Annotated in this window: 15 protein-coding genes; 9 read left to right on the top strand and 6 right to left on the bottom strand. The window is 69.7% G+C overall.

Annotated features, from left to right (window positions below; all coding sequences use genetic code 11):
- The first annotated feature begins 4 nt into the window (after window positions 1-4).
- Entirely contained in the window at window positions 5-1,456 is a 1,452-nt protein-coding gene (locus FU260_RS02050) for an aldehyde dehydrogenase (NADP(+)) (protein ID WP_147915553.1), read from the top strand.
- Window positions 1,453-2,151 (top strand): GntR family transcriptional regulator, encoded by a 699-nt coding sequence (locus FU260_RS02045; RefSeq protein ID WP_147915552.1) that lies wholly within the window; start codon window positions 1,453-1,455, stop codon window positions 2,149-2,151. Before FU260_RS02050 ends, FU260_RS02045 begins: the two co-directional genes overlap by 4 nt.
- A gap of 1 nt (window position 2,152) precedes the next feature.
- On the opposite strand, the gene FU260_RS02040 is transcribed toward FU260_RS02045, so the two are convergent.
- The 6 genes from FU260_RS02040 to FU260_RS02015 all read right to left on the bottom strand — a co-directional run bounded on the left by FU260_RS02040 (window position 2,153) and on the right by FU260_RS02015 (window position 8,278).
- Window positions 2,153-3,256 carry a mandelate racemase/muconate lactonizing enzyme family protein gene (locus tag FU260_RS02040; protein ID WP_147915551.1) on the bottom strand — a complete coding sequence of 368 codons (1,104 nt, stop codon included), beginning with the start codon at window positions 3,254-3,256 and terminating at the stop codon, window positions 2,153-2,155.
- A gap of 47 nt (window positions 3,257-3,303) precedes the next feature.
- Window positions 3,304-4,584: a TRAP transporter large permease gene (locus FU260_RS02035; protein ID WP_147915550.1), complete on the bottom strand. Its 1,281-nt coding sequence runs from the start codon at window positions 4,582-4,584 to the stop codon at window positions 3,304-3,306.
- Entirely contained in the window at window positions 4,581-5,189 is a 609-nt protein-coding gene (locus tag FU260_RS02030; protein WP_147915549.1) for a TRAP transporter small permease, read from the bottom strand. Before FU260_RS02030 ends, FU260_RS02035 begins: the two co-directional genes overlap by 4 nt.
- Window positions 5,186-6,199, bottom strand: a complete 1,014-nt coding sequence (locus FU260_RS02025; protein WP_244951264.1) for a DctP family TRAP transporter solute-binding subunit — start codon at window positions 6,197-6,199, stop codon at window positions 5,186-5,188. The genes FU260_RS02030 and FU260_RS02025 overlap by 4 nt, the downstream gene beginning before the upstream one ends.
- A 376-nt stretch (window positions 6,200-6,575) precedes the next feature.
- Complete coding sequence (locus tag FU260_RS02020; RefSeq protein WP_147915547.1) at window positions 6,576-6,890, bottom strand: PAAR domain-containing protein; 315 nt, start codon at window positions 6,888-6,890, stop codon at window positions 6,576-6,578.
- Window positions 6,891-6,895: 5 nt separating this feature from the next.
- Entirely contained in the window at window positions 6,896-8,278 is a 1,383-nt protein-coding gene (locus FU260_RS02015; RefSeq protein ID WP_168211608.1) for a COG1470 family protein, read from the bottom strand.
- A gap of 187 nt (window positions 8,279-8,465) precedes the next feature.
- Here FU260_RS02015 and FU260_RS02010 point away from each other — a divergent pair, with 187 nt between their 5' ends.
- The 7 genes from FU260_RS02010 to FU260_RS01980 all read left to right on the top strand — a co-directional run bounded on the left by FU260_RS02010 (window position 8,466) and on the right by FU260_RS01980 (window position 20,001).
- Window positions 8,466-9,089, top strand: a complete 624-nt coding sequence (locus tag FU260_RS02010; protein ID WP_147915546.1) for a response regulator transcription factor — start codon at window positions 8,466-8,468, stop codon at window positions 9,087-9,089.
- Between the two features lie 145 nt (window positions 9,090-9,234).
- Window positions 9,235-13,065 carry a DUF11 domain-containing protein gene (locus FU260_RS02005; protein ID WP_147915545.1) on the top strand — a complete coding sequence of 1,277 codons (3,831 nt, stop codon included), beginning with the start codon at window positions 9,235-9,237 and terminating at the stop codon, window positions 13,063-13,065.
- Between the two features lies 1 nt (window position 13,066).
- Window positions 13,067-13,783 (top strand): Pvc16 family protein, encoded by a 717-nt coding sequence (locus FU260_RS02000; protein ID WP_147915544.1) that lies wholly within the window; start codon window positions 13,067-13,069, stop codon window positions 13,781-13,783.
- 107 nt (window positions 13,784-13,890) lie between these two features.
- Complete coding sequence (locus FU260_RS01995; RefSeq protein ID WP_244951263.1) at window positions 13,891-16,020, top strand: ATP-binding protein; 2,130 nt, start codon at window positions 13,891-13,893, stop codon at window positions 16,018-16,020.
- A 189-nt stretch (window positions 16,021-16,209) separates the two neighbouring features.
- Entirely contained in the window at window positions 16,210-17,124 is a 915-nt protein-coding gene (locus FU260_RS01990) for a hypothetical protein (protein ID WP_147915542.1), read from the top strand.
- A 239-nt stretch (window positions 17,125-17,363) separates the two neighbouring features.
- On the top strand, window positions 17,364-18,227 hold the full coding sequence (locus tag FU260_RS01985; protein WP_147915541.1) for an eCIS core domain-containing protein: 864 nt from the start codon (window positions 17,364-17,366) through the stop codon (window positions 18,225-18,227).
- 229 nt (window positions 18,228-18,456) lie between these two features.
- On the top strand, window positions 18,457-20,001 hold the full coding sequence (locus FU260_RS01980) for a phage tail sheath family protein (RefSeq protein ID WP_147915540.1): 1,545 nt from the start codon (window positions 18,457-18,459) through the stop codon (window positions 19,999-20,001).
- The last annotated feature ends 23 nt before the right edge of the window (window positions 20,002-20,024 follow it).

The raw sequence follows: 20,024 nt of genomic DNA, 5'->3' as shown, positions 1-20,024 counted from the left end.
GGTGATGAGCACGACGACGCCGTCTGAGTTGGACGGGCTGGTCCAGTCCGCGCACACCGCCTATCGAGAGGCGTCCGCCGTCGCTCCGACGGTGCGCGCCGGGTGGCTGACCGCGATCGCCGACGCACTGGACGGCGCCGCCGACGAGCTCGTGCCGCTCGCGCAGGAGGAGACCCACCTGCCGGGGCCGCGGCTGCGCGGAGAACTGACCCGGACCACGTTCCAGCTGCGCCTGCTCGGCGAAGAGATCGCCGCCGGCCACCACCTGGAGGCGACGATCGACCATGCCGACCCGGACTGGGGCATGGGACCTCGACCAGACCTCCGGCGGGTGAACGTGCCGCTCGGCGTGGTCGGCGTCTTCGGTGCGTCCAACTTCCCGTTCGCCTTCTCCGTGCTCGGCGGCGACTCCGCCTCGGCACTGGCGGCCGGCTGCGCCGTGGTGCACAAGATCCACGAGGCACACCAGCGCCTGGGCACCCGGACCGCGGAGATCGTCGTCGCTGCGCTGGCCGGCACCTCTGCACCGAAGGGTCTCTTCGCCGCCGTCACTGGACGCCAGGCTGGTGAGGCGCTGGTGGACCATCCGCTGGTCCGCGCGATCGGCTTCACCGGCTCCACCCGAGTCGGCATGCTGCTCAGCGAGCGGGCAGCGGCGCGGCCCGAACCGATCCCGTTCTTCGGGGAGCTGGGCAGCACCAATCCGGTCTTCGTCACCCGGCGTGCGTGGGAGGAACGCTCCGAGGAGATCATTTCCGGATACGCGGCGTCGCTGACGCTGGGGATGGGCCAGTTCTGCACGAAGCCCGGCCTGCTGTTCGTCCCGGAGCTCGACGACTCGGCGCGCACCGCCCTCGAGGAGACCTTCTCCGCTGCGCCACGGTTCGAGATGCTCAGCGAACGCCTCGCCGAGGGCTACGGAAGTGCTGTCGCCACGGTCGCGGCGACCGACGGCGTCGAGACGCTGATCGACGGCGAGCACGGCCCTGCCCCCGCCCCGAGCCTGCTCCTCACCGGCGCCGACGAGGTCCGCGCCAACCCGGAACTGCTCAGCACGGAGATGTTCGGACCGGCCGGCCTCGTGATCCAGTACGGCGAGGAGGACCGGCTCCCGGAGCTCGCGGCGCTGCTGGACGGACAGCTCACCGCAACGATCCACGGTGAATCCGGCGAACGCCCGGCCGAGCTCGTCGACCTCCTGGTGGCCAAGGCGGGCCGGGTGCTCTGGAACGGCTGGCCCACCGGCGTCACCGTCTCCTACGCGCAACAACACGGCGGACCCCATCCCGCGACCACCGCTCCCGGCACCACCTCAGTCGGGACCGCCGCGATCCGGCGCTTCCTCCGCCCGGTCGCGTTCCAGGACTTCCCCACCGAGGCGCTGCCGGCGGCGTTGCGCGAGGAGAATTCGTGGGGCATCGCTCGCCGAGTCGACGGGCGCTGGCAACCCCGATGACCGGCGAGAGGCTGCGGCGCAACGCCTCGGAGGATGTCTACCACCGGCTCCGTACCCAGATCCTGGAGAATCGGATGGCGCCGGGCGAGCGGATCGGAATCGACGCCGTCGCCCGTGACCTGGGGGTCTCCCAGACCCCCGTACGTGAGGCGATCCGTCAGTTGGAGGGCGACCAGCTGGTCGTACGGGTCCCCGGCAAGGGGTACCAGACCACACCGCTGCTCGACCTCGATGGCCTGCGCGACCTCTTCGAGTTTCGCCTGCTAGTGGAGGTCTGGTCAGCCCGCTCGGTCGCGGTGAACCGGCTGTCGAACCCCGGCCCGGTGCTCGGGGACGAGATCCGCCGGTTCAGCGCACTACAGGGCGATAACGTCGACGTACCGCGCGAGCTGGTCACACACGACACCCGGTTCCACGGCTTCATCCTGCAGGCAGTCGGAAACGAAGTGATCCGTGGCGCCCACGAACAGACGCACACCCACCTGCACACCTTCCGCCTCTACTCCGCCGACGCTGACGGCTCGCTGACGCTCGCCGAGCACGAAGCCATCCAGGCCGCCATCGACGCCTGCGACCCGGACGCCGCAGAGCACGCCATGCGCACCCACCTGACCAACGCCTACGCACGATTCGCCGCGGCGTTCGACACCACGATGCCCGCGCTCCGGGAACAGGATCCGCACCAGGTCTTCTGAGTCAGACGGTCAGGATCGGGCTCACCGTGAACTCGTCGATCTTCGTCATATCCCAGTCGATCCCGAGACCCGGAGTATCGGGGACATAGGCCACGCCCGCCTCCACCTGCACCTCCGTCCTGGTCACCGACCGCAGCTGCGGGATGTGCTCCACCCAGGTGCCCGCCGGGGTGGCGCCGGCCAGGCTGACATGCAGCTCCATCAGGAAGTGCGGGCAGATGTCGATATTCATCGCCTCTGCGGCATGGGCCACCTTGAGCCACGGGGTCACTCCCCCGACCCGAGCGGCGTCGACCTGCATGATGCTCGCGGCGCCGCTGCTCAGGTACGCCACGCACTGCGCGATCGTGTTCAGGGTCTCGCCCACGGCGATCGGTATCCCGGTCTGCCCGGCGAGCCAGGCGTGACCCTCGCGGTCGTCGGCCGGTAGCGGCTCCTCCAGCCAGGCGATATCGAAGGGCTCGATCGCCCGCGCCCGGCGGAGCGCCTCGGAGCGGGTGAACCCCTGGTTGGCGTCGACGAAGAGGGTGAAGTCCTCCCCGACCGCCTCGCGTACCCGCCGCACCCGGCGGACGTCCTCCGGCAGCAACTCCCGGCCGACCTTCATCTTGGCTGCAGTCCAGCCTGCATCCACCAGCGAACGCATCCCGTCGACCAGTTCTGCCTCGCTTAGGTGTAGCCAGCCGTGCTCGGTGTCGTAGGCGGGAATCTGCTGCCGATATCCCCCGGCAGCGATCCACAGTGGCTCCGCGTTCCGCTGGCAACGCAAGTCCCAGAGGGCGGTGTCGACGGCGGCGAGCGCCAACGCGGTCAACGTACCTGGCGTGGTGGCCCGGGTGGAGGACCAGAGCGTGTGCCAGAGCGCCTCGACGGCGCGGGCGTCCGCTCCGATCAACCGGGGCTGGAACACGTCGTGCAGCAGCGCGAGCACCGCCGATCCTCCGGTGCCGATGGTGTAGCTGTACCCGCGGCCGACCAGACCGTCGTCGGTCTCGATCTCCACGAACGGAGTCTCCTGCACCAGGAACGCCTGGATCGCGTCCGTGCGCTCGGTCTCCACCGGGATGTTCACCAGCCGCGCGCTCACCTTGACGATTCGTGCCATCTTCTACTTCCTCTCACGGTCGGTTCTCCATCGCTGCCGAGGACTGCCTACCCGACCCCGAACACCCCAGGCAGCCACAGGCTCAGCGCCGGGATATAGGTGATCGCCAGCAGCACGACCAGCATCGCGGCGAAGAAAGGCATCACGCCCCGCACCACATGGGGTACGGACATACCGGTGACGCTGGAGAGCACAAAGAGGACAAGTCCGACCGGTGGCGTCAACAGCCCGAGCATCAGGTTGAAGATCACGATCGCCGCGAAGTGCAGCGGATCGATACTGAACGTGTCCGCGATCGGTGCCAGCACCGGAACCACGATGAGGATCGCGGAGGTGGGCTCGAGCAGGGCGCCGACGAGGATCAGGAAGACGTTCACCAGCAACAGGAAGACGATCGGATTGTTCGTGATGCTGAGGATGAGCTCGGACACCTCCTGCGGCGCCCGCTCCCTGGCGAGGACCCACCCGAAGAGCGCAGCGGCGCACACGATGAGGAGCACCGATCCGGTGGTCTCGAGCGTGCGGATCGCGACGTGGTACAGCTTCTTCCACGTCATCTGCCGGTAGATCACGGACAGGATGAGGATGTACAGCACGCCCACTGCGGATGCCTCTGTCGGTGTGACGATCCCGCTGAGGATGCCACCGAGGATCACCACAGCGGCCCCCGCCACCGGGATCGCGGCGAGCAGGCTCTTCCCGCGAGCAGCCCAGCTCGGCTTCGGACCGCTGGCCGGCTCCTGCTTCCGGGTGAACCAGAAGACGAGGAGGCACAGCACCAGGATCAGCACCAGCGCCGGCACGATGCCGGTCAGGAACAGCGCCCCGACCGAAAGCCCGGCAGTGACCGCATAGATGATCGCCGGGATGCTGGGCGGGATCAGCGGCGCGATGATCGACGATCCACCGGTGATGCCGACGGAGAACCGCGGGTCGTACCCGCGCTTGATCATCGCCGGCACCTGCACCCGGCCCATCGCGGCAGCGTCGGCGATCGCCGCACCGGACATCCAGGAGAAGCCGAAGCTGGTCGCGACGTTGACATAGCCCAGGCTTCCGCGAATGCGGCCGAGGAACGCGATCGCAGTGTCATAGATGCGATCGGTCGCGCCGGACTGGTTCGCCAGGTTCCCGAGCAGGATGAACATCGGCACTGCCAGCACGGGGAACTGATTCACACCGGCGAGCGTCTGCTGGACAGCGGTGTTCGTCGATGCGGTCTCGTCCAGGAGCACATACCCGACCGCCGGCACCAGTAGCGCGAACGCCACCGGCACCCTGATGAAGAGCAGGAGCAGGAGGGCCCCGACCATGAGCAGCAGCGTCAAAACGCACTCCCTCGCTCGATGCCCTCGAACGCTTCGGGCCTTGCGTCCTTGTACCGAAGGTCCATATAGATGCCGAAGCACGCGTGCAGGCCGATGAGGCCGAACCCGAGCACGGCCGAGCCGTAGACCACCCACATCGGCGTGTTGGTGGCCGGTGACGTGACATCCGCCAACTGATAGGCCGCCGTCGTGGCGCCCGTGGCCAGGACGGCGCAGATCGCCACCACGATGACCTGCGCCAGCACGTCCACCACCGTGGCCGCCGCCGGGCGCAGCTTGGCGACCAGTAGGTCCACCGAGATGTGCAGCCGCCGTGCACCCACATAGGCCGCAGCGATGAACGTGGTCCAGATGAGCAGATACCGCGCGATCTCCTCCGTCCAGGGCAGCGGCAGGCCGAGCGCGTAGCGCGTGAACACCTGGAGCAGCACGGTCACGAACAGTGCCGCCAACAAGAACACGGAGAGGGCCCGCTCCGCTACCACCAGGCCGTGGTAGGCCCGAGACCTCTCTTCCAAAGGGTCCGGTGTGGTCGGATCGCCCTCAGGATCGATGTCGACCTGGGACGACTCGTCCCCGGTCGCATCCGGCTCAGGCCCGGTCACGAGTTCCGGATCTCCTCGTACAGGTCACCCCACTCGACCCGGTCGGGCAGACCGCCAGCGACGGCCTCTTCGAACGCTTCCTGGTCGACGTCCTCATTCACGGTGATCTCTCCCGAGTCCCGCCATTCGTCCAGCGTCTCCTCCGCCTGCGCCACGATGCACTCCTGCGTGGCCTCGGAGCCAGCATCCAGCGCGGACTGCAGGGCCTCCTGCTGCTCAGCGTCCAGCTGCTCGGTCACCGCATCGGTCGTCACGATCTCCACCGACTGCACGATGTGGTTGGTGATGTTGATGTAGTCCTGCACTTCCTGGAACCCGGACGAGGCGATCGTCGGCACCGGGTTCTCCTGCGCGTCGATCGTGCCCTGCTGAAGTGCGGTGTACACCTCGCCGAGTGCCATCGGCGTCCCGGTCCCGCCCATCAGCTCGATCACATCCAGATACAGCGGTGCGTCGGGGGTCCGGATCTTCAGTCCTTCGAGATCTGCGGGGACCGTGACTTCCACGTTGGACGTGATCTGGCGGGTGCCGTAGTACCAGACGGAGAGGACGTCGATCCCGGACTCCTCGTACAGCCCGTCCCAGATCTGGGTGATCACCGGGCTGTCGATCTTGGCGTTGAAGTCCTCGACGTCCTCGAAGAGGTAGCCGCCGTCCAACACACCTGCGTCCGGGTAGTACTCCGCGAGGAAGGCGGGACCGGCAACGCCGATGTCCAGGCTTCCGTCGACCACCTGCTCGACGAGCTCCACCTCGGTACCCAGCTGGCCCGCGGGATAACTTTCGATCGTCACGCCGGTGCCGTCGAGCTGCTCCTGGACGGCGGGCACACCGCAGGCTTCCACGGGGTGCTGCGGCTGATACACGTGCGCGAAGCGAAGCACGACCTCGGCATCCGGATCGGGTCCGGCAGTGTCCGTGTCCACCTCCTCCCCGACGCCACCACACGCCGCCAACACAAGGCCGCCGGTGACTGCGAGGCCCAGCGCTGCTGGGCGTCGGCTCTTCACTGGTCCGTTACTACGAGCGGTCCGTCTCACATCAGCTCCTTTGCTCGGTGCGGATCGCAGGGGGACCCGATCCGCGTGCCACTTCGTCTTGTCCTCGACGTCCCGGGACGGTGCTGCGTCCCTCACCAACAGCGGCGAGGAAATCACTACGCATTCACCTCATCGTGCACCGCCCCTATAGGAACTGCTCTGAGCCTATAGCGCATCCGGAACGGCGGCAAGGGATCGGGGCGGCGTGCAGCGCATCGACGGCACGGGCCGCGCCGGTGATGAGCACGAGCCACAGCGCCGCCAGTCGAGGATTGGCAGGAGTCTCCATCGAGAGTGTGTCGGTTCATCAGTGGAGGACGTGTAGAACTCGGGAGGGCGCAGACCCTCAACCCCCGATGAGCACCGTCGGGCACCCGGGCCCGGGCGCGATCGGCGTACCGTGCAGGCTCTGGTCACCTAGCCGCGCAGCGGGGAGCTTCCCGATAAACACGGTGACACTGCCCATCGCGATCCCGTTCGGCGGTCCCACGCACGGGATGCCGCCGGGCAGACCGTTCGCCACGGCAGCGGGCATCTTGCCGATCAGCACGGTCATCACCCCGGCCGCCGGCGTGATCGGGCCGCCCACGTGCGGCACGGTGCCGGTCACCAGTGGGCACAGGGCGTTGTCTCCGACCCGCAGCGCCGGTCCCATCGGCATCGCTGTTACCCCTCGCTCTCGACCTGCTCAGCCTCGGCCTCATCCTCGGAGCCCTCGGAGTCCTCGCCGTCGGAGTCCTCGGTCGGGGTGAGCAGGCTCCCGCCCCAAAGCACTGCGGTGTCACAGGCCGACGGCGGAGGGTTCTGTGCCGGAGGTACGCCCACCTCGTCACAGCGCACCACCAGGCTCAGCCGCGCCCCTTCCCCGGCCACGATCGGCGCCTGGAAGTGGTAGTCGCTGTTCCGGAAGTTCTCCAGCGCCAGGTCGAACACCGTCTCATCGTCGAGCAGCACCTCCACCCGGCCCAGGTCGCCCTGCGGGTTGGAGAGCACGAAGTCGGTGAGCTTGAGGGTCGCATCCTCGGGCACCTCGAAGAAGTCCATACCGACCTGCCCGGCCTCGGCATTCACCTGCAACCGCTGCGACATCGGGGTGACCAGGTCATCCAGGGTCGGGTTGCCGACCAGATCGTTCGCCTCGGTTGCGGCATCCCCCGCCTGGCCCGCCGCTCCCTGCGCGGACTGTGCGGCATTGTTCGCCTGCTGCGCCTGGTCGCTCGCCTCCTGGGCGGCCTGCGCCGCTTCAGCCGCGCGGTCGTTGGCCTCCTGGAGCGGTTCGGCGACGGCGTCCTGTGCGGTGGACACGATCGCCGGCCGCAGCAGCAGGAACCACAGCGCCGCCGACAGCAGCAACAGGGCGAGCAGCGCGAGGAGCAGTTTGGGCAGCCACGCGGGCAGCAGCGGTTCCTGCACGTACGTGCCATCCAGCAGCACCGGGGTGGTCTCGTCGGTCAGGGCGGAGACGGTGAACGGGTGGGTCACGTCCGGGCCGCGCCAGAACCGCTCCACCGGGCGCACCCGGACGTCGGCGAACAGCGCGTGCCCGGGCTGCACGGTCACCGACGGCGGGTTCGCCTCTACATCCAGCGCACCGGCGGCGTCCGCGCCCTCGAGCCGTACTGTCACCGGCACGTTGCCACGGTTGTCGACGGCGAGGCGGTGCCGGGCGCCGCGGCGGCCGTGGGAGGTCCTCGGAATCAGCTCGGCGGTGGTGTCCAGGAACGGCAGCACCTCGACCATGCCTTCGGGGACCACAGCGTCGTCGGGGTTCTCGGTGGGGATCACGCGGATGCCGAAGTTGAGCGGCCCGGCCGGAATCTCCGCGGAACGCGGTGGGGCAAAGGTGATCGCCGCCGTCGTCTGCGTGCCGGGGTACAGACCGGCGATCTCGATCGGGTCCACACTCGTCCAGGCGCTGGGCACGCCGAGCACCTCGAAGCGATACCCCTCCACGATGGTGCCGTCGTTGCGGATCTGCAGCGGGATCGTCTCGCTGCCACCCGCGGTGAGCTGCACCGAGGTCTGTTCCAAGCGCGCCGCTGTGCTCATACTGCTCGAGAGTAGGCAGCCGGGACGTGGACTTCACGGCCGAGCAGCCGTCTTTGTGGGCAGCGCGCACTGCCCGTTAAGTCCGCGCTAAGCAGTCGTAAAGTGCACCGCGTTATATTGCCGTACAGGACATCGGGCAACGGTGCCTAACTCAACACAGTGATGCAGGGGGCGCGGAGGAGCAATGATGGACAGCATCTTGGTCTGGATCAGCGCCAAAGACCCGATCTCGAGAGCCGGTGTGGTCAGCCAGCTGCGAGTACGGCCGGAGCTCCAGCTCGTCGACGCCGCCGAGCGGGAGAACGCAGGAGTGGCAGTCGTGGTGACCAACGTTCTCGACGAGGAGACGTTGCGTCAGCTACGCAGTGTGCAGCGGAAAGGGATCTCCAGGACGGTGCTGGTGATCTCTCAGATCGACGACGGCGATCTGGTCACCGCGATCGAGGCCGGCGTGGTCGGTCTGATCCGCCGGGACGAGGCCAGTGCCGACCGACTGGTGGAGGTGATCCGGACCGCGGCAGCCGGTGCCGGCACCGTGCCTCCGGACCTGCTCGGACGGTTGATGGCACAGGTCGGCCAGCTGCAGCGGCAGGTGCTCGAACCGCGTGGGCTCACCTTCACCGGTCTGGCCGCTCGGGAGATCGAAGTGCTCCGGCTGATCGCCGAGGGATACGACACCACCGAGGTGGCCAAGGCGTTGTGCTACTCCGAGCGGACGGTGAAGAACGTGCTGCACGACGTCACCTCCCGACTGCAGTTGCGGAACCGGTCGCACGCAGTGGCCTATGCGCTCCGCGAAGGGCTGATCTGAGCAGCGCCGACAGCGGGCTCCTGGTGCCCGTTGCCCGTTCGGGCCGGAGTCGGTGCCCGCAACGCTGACCACGCGCTGCTGCCACGCTTCGCGCGCGGGCACCAGGGTGGGCCACCAATGACGACGTGGCCGGGGAGGAGTGAACGTGAGCAGAGCCGGCGCCGGGCTGCCCGCTGTGGCGGCCTTCACCCTGGTGGTGCCCATGCTCGCGACGCCCGCCGTCGCCGCGCCGGAGCCGATGCTGCCGGTGCAGCCGCAGCTGGCACTGGACCCGCCGCAGACGCAGACGCCGTGGCTGGTAGCAGGAGTCACCTTTGCCCCGAGCGCGGATGAGCCGGACTATGACCTGTACGCCTTTGTCGAGGACGAGGATGACGCACTCGAACGGACTGACACTCCGGTCATCGCACCGGCCGGAGACGACGACGAGGCGCTGAGCTCCACCCAACCGGCGTTCTCCCCCAACGGCAGCCAGATCGTGTTCAGCGCGCAGCAGTCGGCCGGCGCTGAGTGGCACCTGATGATCGGGGATGTCCTGCCCGCCGCCGAAGGCCCCGGCGTGAGCGACGTCCGGGCGCTCGACTACCCGACGCTCACCGGCGCCGCGGACTACCAGCCGGCCTGGTCACCGGACGGGCAGCACCTCGCGTTCGTCCGGGAGTACCCCGCCGAGGGTGAACGCGGCGCGGACGGACCGCAGGTGCAGATCCTCGACTGGGACTCGGGCACCCTCACCGAGCTCCCGCTCCCGGCCGGCCCCGCCGTGACCCACACGGACTCGCGCTGGGCCGCGGCGCCTACCTGGTCTCCGGACGGCTCCGGCCTGCTCGTCACCGGGAACGTCGGGGAGCAGCCGATGGATGCCTTCGGACCCACCGACCCGGACACTTCCAGCACCGGCTCTCTCTGGTACTACCACCTCGATACCGACACCGTGCACCATGTCACCGTGTCCGAGGAGGGCTGCGGCGGCGACGACCCGTGCAATGTCCCGATCGAGGCACGGACCGCCGCCTGGTCCCCGGATCCGAGCATCGTGGCCGTCGCTCCCGAGTCCTCCAGTGGCGCCTGGCAGCTCACCCTCCCGGAGGATCTCCCACCTGCGGGTTCTAACGATCTGGTGCTCGCCGAGGGCGCCGAGCCGATCGATACCGACATCGAGCTCCCGCCGCTGCAGGACCTCGCCTGGGACCCGGACGGCTCTGCGCTGTACGCGACGGCGGACCAGTCGTCGCAGATCTTCCGCATCGCCACCGGCGCAGAGACGGCGACCGTCTACGAGGACAATGACACCGCCCTGCTCGGTCTCGCCTCTCAGCCCTACAGCGACCTCGGCATCACGCTGAACCTGCCCAGCAATCCCACCGCCGGAACAACGATCACGGCGACGGCGGAGGTCACCAATGCGGGTCCGTCGCCGTCTCGGCAGGGTCAGGTCCAGCTCGAGGTGCCCGCATCGACCACTGTCGATGCGGTACCGGCCGGGTGCAGCGAGCCGGTGGCGCAGGTGACCACCTGTGCGCTCGACCCGATCGCCGCGGGTGAGACCGCCACCCTCGAGATCGACCTAACGCTCGATTCCCCAGGAGCCGGCACGGTTTCCGCGACCGTCACCTCGGCGTCCCCGGACCCAGACAGCGCCGAGAACATCGCGACCGCGACAATGGTGGTCGCTGCCCCGCCGACTGGGTCGAGCGAGCGGATCGCGTTCAGCATGGAGCGCCCCGGCGACCCCTCGGTCGAGACCACCAACACCGAGAGTCTCGACCTCGTCCAGTCGGTGACCACCGAGCCCGGCGAACCCGCAGCTGCCGCCTACCGGGTGCTCGCCGCCAGTGTGCTGGACGAGGTCGATCCGATCGCCGGATCCGACTCCGGTCTGGGCCCGCTGCTTGCCACCGAGGACAGCATCGACTACTCCGCCGACGGCAGCCGCGCAGTCTTCACCCGCAGCGCCGACATCCAGTACGGCTACACCGACGACCAGCGCCTGGTGATCGCCGATGTGGTGGGTACCCGGCAGCCGGATCTCGGCGAGTCCGGCGACCTGGTCCACCTGCGGGTGGTCGAGGACGCCCCCGGCGCGCTGCCGGCCGACTTCACCGGGGCCGACCGGGTCTCCGCCACCGAACCAGTGTGGTCCCCGGACGGCACCCAGGTCGCATTCGTGCGGATGGTGGCCGCGAACGACGGCGCAGAGCTCGGCCGGATCATGCTGCTGGACCCCGCGACCGACGCCATCACCTCACCGTTCGACCCGGCCTGGCTGGCCAGCAGCGCCGGATCGGACGAGACGGACTATCTCTCCGGCCGGATGACCAGCCCCACCTGGTCCCCGGACGGCGACGCGCTGATCTACGGCTGGCAGGGCCCCGGGGACGATGCTCCGGTGCTGCAGTACCTGCCGCTGACCACCGGCATCCCGCACGCACTGACCCTGCCCGAGGACGGCAGCGTCTGCTGGCCCGGCTTCGGTGGCGACTTCTGCCAGGGCCCGGTCCAGGGGTTCGAGCCGGCCTGGTCCCCCGGCGGTGACCGGGTGGCGTTCGGGTACTACGCCTCCGGCGGGATCGGGATCGCGGTACTGACCCTGGCCGAGGCCAGCACCGCACTCGCCCAGGACCCGGACGCCAACGTGCCGTTACCGATCGCCGCGCTCACGGGCGTGGACGCCTTCATCCCGGACGGGCCGGACGGCCCACCCGCGAACTCCCCGGCGTGGTCCCCGGACGGCGCGCGGATCGCCGCGGCAGTCGGCAACAGCGACTTCGTCGACGAGATCGCCGCAGTGACGCTGGCTACTGGCGAGCGAGCCACAATGTTCCAGGCCGCAGACGTCCCCACCGACCTCGCCCGCCCGGAGTTCGAGCCCTGGAGCGACGTGGCCGTGACCATCCCGGCCGCCAGCGGCCGGTTCAGCACCGGCACGTCCACCCCGGTGACGGTGACCATTGCGAACAATGGCCCCTCCCCTGCGCGGGACGCGTTCGCCGCCATCACCCTCCCGCGAGGTGCGCAGCCCGGTACGCCGCCCGATGAATGCACCGCGGACGGCCGCACCCTCACCTGCGAGCTCCCCGGCCCGATCGCCGCCGGCGCCGATGTGGAGCTGGTCATCCCGGTGACCTTCGCCGACCCGGGCGAGGCCAGGGTCACCGCCACCGTGGCCACCAACTCGATCGACACCGAGGCCGGCAACGACAGCGCCGCGCGCACGTTCACCGTGACCGCTCCACCCGATGACCCGAGCGATCCCCGGGACGGTCCCACCGATCGGCCCGGCGAGCCCGGGGCGCCGGCCGGCCAGCCTGGACCCGTAGCGGATGTGCAGGTCCAGATCAGCCTGGAGGCCGACCGGGCGTGGCTGGGCGGTACCGGCCTACCCGCCCAGATCACCGTCACCAACCGCGGCACTGCTCCGGCCCGCGGGGTGCAGCTGAGCACCGCCCTGCCCACCGGGGTCCTCCTCCTGGACGCCGGTTCCTGTCCGCTGACCGGCGCCTGCGATCTCGGCACCCTGCCGCGCGGAGGCCAGGTGGAGGTGACCCTCGTGGCGCAACCTACCGCCGTCGGGCAGATCGAGATGACCGCGAGCGCGACCAGCACCACCCGCGATGCCCGACCGCAGAACAACACCGACTCGGCCTCGTTCGAGGCGGTGCAGGCCGAGCTGCGACTGCTGCCCGCAGTGGCCGAACCGGGCGAGGTGACCCTGCTCTACGGGGTCGATCTGCCGCCGGATGCGGAGATCACCGTGCGCTGGTCCGAGGGCATCACCGCTGCCCATCGCACGCTGGCAGCCAGCGAGGACGGTACCCTGCGTGCCCCGGTGCTGATCATCGACGGCGACCAGCTCGGCAGTCGGGACCTGCAGGTGACCTCGGTGGCCGGCACCGTGTTCGGCCTGGAGGCACCGCCGACGATGCTCGTGGTTCCGCAGAGCGTGGCACCGCCGAACTTCCTGGGACGGAGCTGACGTGATCCCGGAGATCGACGACCTGCTGCGCACGATCGTGGCCGAGGAGGCCTTGGCCGGGTCGGACGTCGAGGTGGTGTTCGAGGCCCCGACCACCGACTGGGCGGCCCGGCGCAACGCCCCCACAGTGAACCTGTATCTGTACGACATCCGGGAGGACCTGCGCTGGCGCGAACGCGGACTGTTCGCGAAGACTCATGACGGTCAGGTGACCGGCCGGCAGCCACCGCCCCGACTGTTCAAGCTCTCCTACCTGGTGACGGCGTGGACGCAGCGTCCGGAGGACGAGCACCGGCTGCTGGACACGCTGCTGCTCACCCTCGGCCGGTACCAGGCGCTGCCCACGGACCGGCTGGGCGGCACGCTCGCCGCTGCCCGACCGCAGCCGCTGATGACCGTGGGGCTGCCGCCGCCGGAGGATCGCGGCTTTGCCGACGTCTGGTCCTCGCTGGGTGGGCAGCTGAAACCGTCGGTCGACCTGGTGATCACCGCCCCGCTGGTGGCCGAGACGCGCGCGGTGGGACCGCTGGCGGCCGACGGCCTCGGGGTGATCACCGAGGCCACCACCACCGGTTCCACCGATCCACGGCGCACTGTGCACCGGCCGCCTCCTCCTGCCGGCGACGGCGCAGCCCGGGTGGCGGAGTCCGCCTCACCGGGGTCCGGAGGTGGCAAGGCGCGGGCGCGCGGGCGAGCTCGTGCGCCGAGGTCGACATGAGCGTGGTCGGCCGGAGGACGGCGGCTGGTCGGGAGACCGGGGATGGCCGAGCGGCAAGTGGCAGCGGTGAGACTGGGATGGGCCCGGGTGGGCGCACCGAGACCAAGGTGAGCGACCTGCTCGACCGGCTGTCCGCCGTCGAGAGCCGGATCCGGGACCTGGTGGCCCGGCGACGGGCCGTGGACCCCCAGCCGGACGACCCCTACCGCGGTCTGTACGTGAGCGAGGAGCAGGTGGACCATCTGCTCTCCGGAGCGCGCGGCGTGGTGGCTGCCGGTTCGCTCGGGCTGGTGGCGCGAGAAGGGTCCCGGCTGGCGGCGCTGCGCGCGAGCTGCGGGGTGGACGAGGTGGACCTGGACCTCCTGGTCACGGCGCTGGCGCCGGAGCTGGACCCGCGGTTCGAGGCCCTGCTGGGCTACCTGAACGACGACGTCACCCGCCGCCGGCCCGGTGCCGCTGCGGCGTTCGAGCTGTGCGGGCTGTCTCTGGCGTCGGGGGTGGACCGGGCGCGGATCACCCGCGGGCCGCTGGTGGCCGCCGGGTTGGTGGAGCTGACCGATACCGACCGTCCGCTGGCCTCGCGGTCCCTGCAGGTGCCGGACCGGGTGGTGGCTCACCTGCTCGGCGACGACACTCCACACCCACAGGTGGCGCACCTGATCGAGGAGCTGCCGTCGATCGCCTGGGGTGACCCGTCGCCGCTGGTGCGGGCGCTGCGCGCGGGTGAGTCTCTGGTGTACCTGCGCGAGGAGGCGACCTCCTCGGCGCGGCTGTTGGCGGCGCGGGCGCTGGGCGAGCACGGGCGGGATGTGGTGAACGCGGTGCTGCCGGGCGGGGTCGATCCGGCGCAGCCGGGCAGGGTGGATCCGGCCCAGCCGGGCAGGGTGGATCCGGTGCAGCTGCGGACGGTGCTGGAGCTGCTGGTGCGGGAGGCGCGGCTCGCCGGGGCGGGGCTGGTGCTGGGTCCGGTGCACGGGCTGCTCGCCGAGCCGGGGCTGATCGATCTGCTCGGGCCGGACCTGCCGGTGGTCCTGGTCGGCACCGAGACCTGGGATCCGCAGTGGAGTCGGCGGATCCCGCTGCGGCTGGGCGTGCCGGCGTCGACTGTGGCCGAGCGGGAGGCGCTCTGGGCTGCCGCGCTGGGGGCGGGCAATGGCCCGAGCGGGGGTGACAGTCTCGGAGCGGGCGATGGCTTGAGCGGGGCGGACGGCCGGGGTGGGACGGAGGGCCGGGGTGGGACGGAGGGCCGGGGTGGGACGGAGGGCGTGACGTCGCAGTTCCGGCTGCGGCCGGAGCAGGTGTACCGGGCAGCGCGCACCGCGCGGGCACAGGCAGCTGCTGACGGAGTCGGGCAGGTCGGCGCCGAGCACCTGCGCGCCGGTGCCCGCGCGGAGAATGGCACCGCCCTGGAGCGGCTGGCGCGGCGGATCAGCCCGGCGGTCGGCTGGCCGGACCTGGTGCTGCCGAAGCCGATCATCACCGGGCTGGCCGAGATCGCGCTGCGCGCTCGGCACCGGGAACGGGTGCTCGGCGACTGGCGGATGCGGCCCGGCGGCGGCCGCGGGCATGGGGTCGCAGCGCTGCTGGCCGGGGATTCCGGAACCGGGAAGACGATGTCGGCGGAGGTCCTCGCCACCGATCTGGGCCTGGACCTGTACGTGGTGGACCTGGCCACGGTGGTGGACAAGTACATCGGGGAGACGGAGAAGAACCTGGAGCAGATCTTCACCGCAGCGCAGGGAGTGAACGCGGTGCTGCTCTTCGACGAGGCGGACTCGATCTTCGGCAAGCGGTCGGAGGTCAAGGACGCCCACGACCGGTACGCGAACATCGAGAGTGCCTATCTGCTGCAGCGGCTGGAATCCTTCGACGGGCTAGTGCTGCTGGCCACCAACCTGCGGGCGAACATCGACGACGCATTCACCCGGCGCCTGGACGTGGTGGTGGACTTCCCGCTGCCGGACGTGGCGCACCGCCGACTGCTCTGGGACCGGTGCCTGGGATCGGTACTGCCGCGTGCCGAGGACCTGGACCTGGACTTCTGCGCACGCTCGTTCACGCTCAGCGGCGGCGCGATCCGGGCGGCGGCGGTCAGCGCGGCCTACTTCGCCGCCGAGGACGGTGGCCCGCTTCAGATGCGGCACCTGGTCACCGCCGTGCAGCGGGAGTACCGCAAACTCGGGCGGCTGACCCTGGCCGAGGAGTTCGGCGACTACTGGCCCCTGCTCCAGGCGTAACTCTCTCCCCACCCTCACCGACCCGCCCCAGCCCCACCCCTGGGCGCCCGCGCCCCCTCGTTCGCCGAGTGGCCACAATCCGTTGCCCAAGTCGAACCTGGGCAACGGATCTCGTCCAGTCGCGGGCGCCGTGAGCAGCTGTCCACAGGAACGATCCGAGTCGTCGCCCGAACCGCGACACTGGCACACATGGCTGCACCTGGTCCGCTTCCCTATCGCCTGCGCGGTAGGCCGTTCAGCGTGCAGGACGCACAGGCGGCCGGAGTCACAGAGCAACGACTTCGTGCCTCCGACCTGGACTCGCCCTTTCCCGGCGTGCGCACGCCGGCCGGCACCGAACCGACCTTTCTCGACCTGTGCGACGCTCGGCAGGTACGGATGGACGCGGACCAGTTCTACTGCCATGGCACCGCCGCTCGCATCCATCGGCTGACCCTCCCGCGACGGCTGGAGGGCAACGATCTGCACGTGGCGGTGCTCGCACCCGGACGCGCACCGCGCGGTGCAGGCATCATCGGTCACCAAGTCACGCTGCTGGGGGACTCATTCCTCTGCATCGCAGGCGGACTGCGCGCGATCGATCCCGTGAGTACGTGGCTCCAACTCGCCGCGGACCTCAGCGTCCGAGAGTTGATCATCCTAGGTGACAGCCTCGTCCGCCGGCAGTATCCGATCAGCACGATGGACACACTTCGCCGCCGCGTCCAAGGCAACCGGGGCCAGCGAGGGCAACGCAAGGTGCAAGCGGCGCTTCGTGACGTTCGTGCCGGCACCGACTCGCCGCGCGAGACCGAACTCCGCCTTGAGATCGTGGACGCGGGCTACCCGGAACCTCAGGTGAACCCTAAGATCTTCGACTCCCAGGCGCAGCTCATCGGGTTCGGAGACTTGGTGTACTTCGAGTACAAGGTGCTCGTGGAGTATGACGGCGACCAGCACCGCACCGACCCAGTCCAATTCGGTCGAGATCTGACCCGGCAGCAGGAGCTGCACGACGAGGACTGGATCCACCTCCGGATCAGCAAGTACCACTGGCCGAACCGGCGGAACGTGATCAACGAGCACCTTGGTCGGGCTCTCCGCTCCCGCGGCTGGCGAGGTTGACCCACTCATAGCCGTCCACCCCACCCGCTGACTGGCCACAATCCGTTGCCCACGTCGAACCTGGGCAACGGATTGAGTCCAGTCGCGGAGCAGGGCGGCAGCCGCCGAGTCCGCCCGATCGGGCAACGGGCGTGGCCCGAAGGGCGTACCCACGGCAGGGGCTCGGCCCGCCCGGCAGGTGCCACTCTGACCCAAGGACTGCCCGCCCCGGCGGCGGGTCCGACCAGTCGGGAGCCACTATGCAGTCAACCCACCACGACCATCCCGAGCGCCGCGACCAACAGTCGCAGCCCACCCGGCAGCCGAGCCTCGGCGGGCATCCTCATCAGCGCCCCGCCACCGGACCGGTGAGCGCGGGAATCACCGACCGACGCGCGGACGTGCTGGGCGCTGACGGGCTGCTCGACCTGCAGCGCACCGCCGGCAATGCCGCCACTGAGGAGTTGATCACCGGTGACCAGCCGCAACGCTCCCCCGTGCTCGATCTGCTCGGTTCCTCCACCGGCAGCCCGCTGGCCGAGCCGGTGCGCACGGAGATGGAGGCACGGATGGGTCAGGACTTCTCCGACGTTCGGGTGCACACCGGCGGAGCCGCGAGCGAGTCGGCCAAGTCGGTGCAGGCCCATGCCTACACCGTCGGCGAGGACATCGTGTTCGGGTCCAGCGGTTATAGCCCGGACTCCGAGCATGGTCGGACCGTGCTGGCGCACGAGCTCACCCATGTGGTGCAGCAGCGCAGCGGCCCGGTGGCCGGCACCGAGGTCGGGGGCGGAATCAAAGTCTCCGATCCGTCCGACCGGTTCGAGCAGGAGGCCGAGCGCAACGCCCACACGGTGATGTCCCAGCCAGCCCCGCACGGCACCACCGGCACCGCCGCGAGCACGGCCAACCCGGCCAACCCGGCCAACCCGGCCACGGCCACGGCACCGAGCCCGGCGCAGCGCACCCCCGACCCCGCCGCGCAGCGCACCCCCGACCCCGCCGCGCAGCGCACCCCGAGCGCCGAGCTCCAGCCCGCCGAGGAGGAGGACCTGGGCGAGGGCTCCGAGACCATCGCACGCTCCGCCGTCGAACCGGCCGGTGAGGAGCTCGAGGAAGACTGAGCCCCCAATTCGCGAGTGGGCGCTCCCGCAGGGTTGCGCACCGCCACACCCTGCGCAACTGACCACTCGCGGGGAAAAGCCGGAGGGCTGGCCCGCCCACATCACCCGCCCTTGGTTGCCCGTTCGTACCAGAACCCCTTCCCCCGTTACCGTCCTCAGGCTCCTGACCTCCGCCACGTGGCCGCGCCAGGCTGACGTCCACCAGCTTGATGCCGTGTGAGGAGAGGAAATGCCGACCTACCTATCGCCCGGTGTCTACGTCGAGGAGGTCGAGGCGGGAAGTCGCCCGATCGAAGGCGTGGGCACTGCCGTCGCAGCATTCGTCGGGCTCGCGGAGAAGGGACCCGTGAACACGCCCACCCTGGTGTCGAACTGGACCCAGTTCGCCGAGACCTTCGGCGAGTTCGTCCCGCAGTCCTACTTGGCCCACGCCGTCTACGGCTACTTCCTGAACGGTGGCGGCAACAGCTACATCGTGCGGATCGGCGCCGAGAACGGTGAGGGCAAGCGCGGCTCCCGCAAACAGATCTCCGGTCCCGCCAAGGCCGACGTCTCCGGGTTCGCAATCACCGCCAAGGACTCGGGCACCAAGAAGATCTCGGTTGCCGTGGAGGCCACTGAGGAGGAGAAGGCCAGCGAGGACAAGTTCAAGCTGGTGATCAAGGTGGACGGTAAGCCGACCGAGACCTTCGACGGTGTCACCACCAAGAAGGGCGCGGACAACGTCGCCACCAAGGTGAGCCAGGAGTCCAAGCTGATCACCATCGAGCAGGTAGCCCAGGGCAGCGCGGTGATGAAGCCGACCAAGGGCGAGGTGGAGCTGGTCGCCCCCGAACCGGAGCGTGAGCCGCCCACCCCGCAGCGCCTGGGCACCGACGACTACGTCGGTGATGCGGCCGCGCGCACAGGCTTCGCCGGCCTGGAGGCCATCGAGGACGTCACCATGCTCGCCGTGCCAGATCTGATGGCCGCCTACGAGCAGGGCGCGATCGATCTGGAGGCGGTCCAGGCCGTGCAGCTGGCGATGATCGCGCACTGCGAGCTGATGGGCGACCGGATGGCGATCCTGGACCCGCCACCGAACCTGAACGCCCAGCAGATCAAGGAGTGGCGGGTGGACGGCGCCGGGTATGACTCCAAGTACGCCGCCCTGTACTGGCCCTACGTCAAGGTGTTCGACCCGGCCAGCGGCACCAACAGCTTTGTGCCGCCGTCCGGTCACATGGCCGGGGTCTGGGCCCGTAACGACGACACCCGCGGGGTGCACAAGGCGCCGGCGAACGAGGTGGTCCGCGGAGCGATCTCGCTGCAGACCTCGATCACCCGCGCCGAGCAGGACCTGCTGAACCCGGTGGGGATCAACTGCGTGCGCTCCTTCCCCGGCCGCGGCATCCGGGTCTGGGGTGCCCGCACCCTGTCCAGCGACCCGGCCTGGCGGTACTTGAACGTGCGGCGGCTGTTCAACTACCTGGAGGAGTCGATCCTGATCGGCACCCAGTGGGTGGTGTTCGAGCCGAACGACGACGCCCTCTGGTCCCGGATCCGGCGCACCATCGCCGCGTTCCTGGTGAACGAGTGGCGCAAAGGCGCCCTGTTCGGGCTCACCCCGGACGAGGCGTTCTACGTCAAGTGCGACCGGGAGACGAACCCGGCCGAAGCCATCGACGCCGGACAGGTCACCTGCCAGATCGGTGTCGCCCCGGTGAAGCCGGCCGAGTTCGTGATCTTCCAGCTCGCGCAGTTCTCCGGCGGCGCCAGCCTGGTGAACGAGTAGTCCCCCCAGCGATGAGAAGGATG

The organism is Ruania zhangjianzhongii (assembly GCF_008000995.1).
In the GTDB taxonomy this organism is placed as follows: domain Bacteria; phylum Actinomycetota; class Actinomycetes; order Actinomycetales; family Beutenbergiaceae; genus Ruania; species Ruania zhangjianzhongii.
Note: the sequence above shows the minus strand (reverse complement) of the source record. Positions and strands in the feature narration are given on the sequence as shown.

Bases quoted from the DNA above. Each gene is read 5' to 3' on its own strand.
- FU260_RS02015 (WP_168211608.1), bottom strand. From the start codon at position 8,278: ATGAGCACAGCGGCGCGCTTGGAACAGACCTCGGTGCAGCTCACCGCG.
- FU260_RS02045 (WP_147915552.1), top strand. From the start codon at position 1,453: ATGACCGGCGAGAGGCTGCGGCGCAACGCCTCGGAGGATGTCTACCAC.
- FU260_RS02050 (WP_147915553.1), top strand. From the start codon at position 5: ATGAGCACGACGACGCCGTCTGAGTTGGACGGGCTGGTCCAGTCCGCG.
- FU260_RS01985 (WP_147915541.1), top strand. From the start codon at position 17,364: ATGCAGTCAACCCACCACGACCATCCCGAGCGCCGCGACCAACAGTCG.
- FU260_RS02010 (WP_147915546.1), top strand. From the start codon at position 8,466: ATGGACAGCATCTTGGTCTGGATCAGCGCCAAAGACCCGATCTCGAGA.
- FU260_RS02040 (WP_147915551.1), bottom strand. From the start codon at position 3,256: ATGGCACGAATCGTCAAGGTGAGCGCGCGGCTGGTGAACATCCCGGTG.
- FU260_RS01980 (WP_147915540.1), top strand. From the start codon at position 18,457: ATGCCGACCTACCTATCGCCCGGTGTCTACGTCGAGGAGGTCGAGGCG.
- FU260_RS01990 (WP_147915542.1), top strand. From the start codon at position 16,210: ATGGCTGCACCTGGTCCGCTTCCCTATCGCCTGCGCGGTAGGCCGTTC.
- FU260_RS02020 (WP_147915547.1), bottom strand. From the start codon at position 6,890: ATGCCGATGGGACCGGCGCTGCGGGTCGGAGACAACGCCCTGTGCCCA.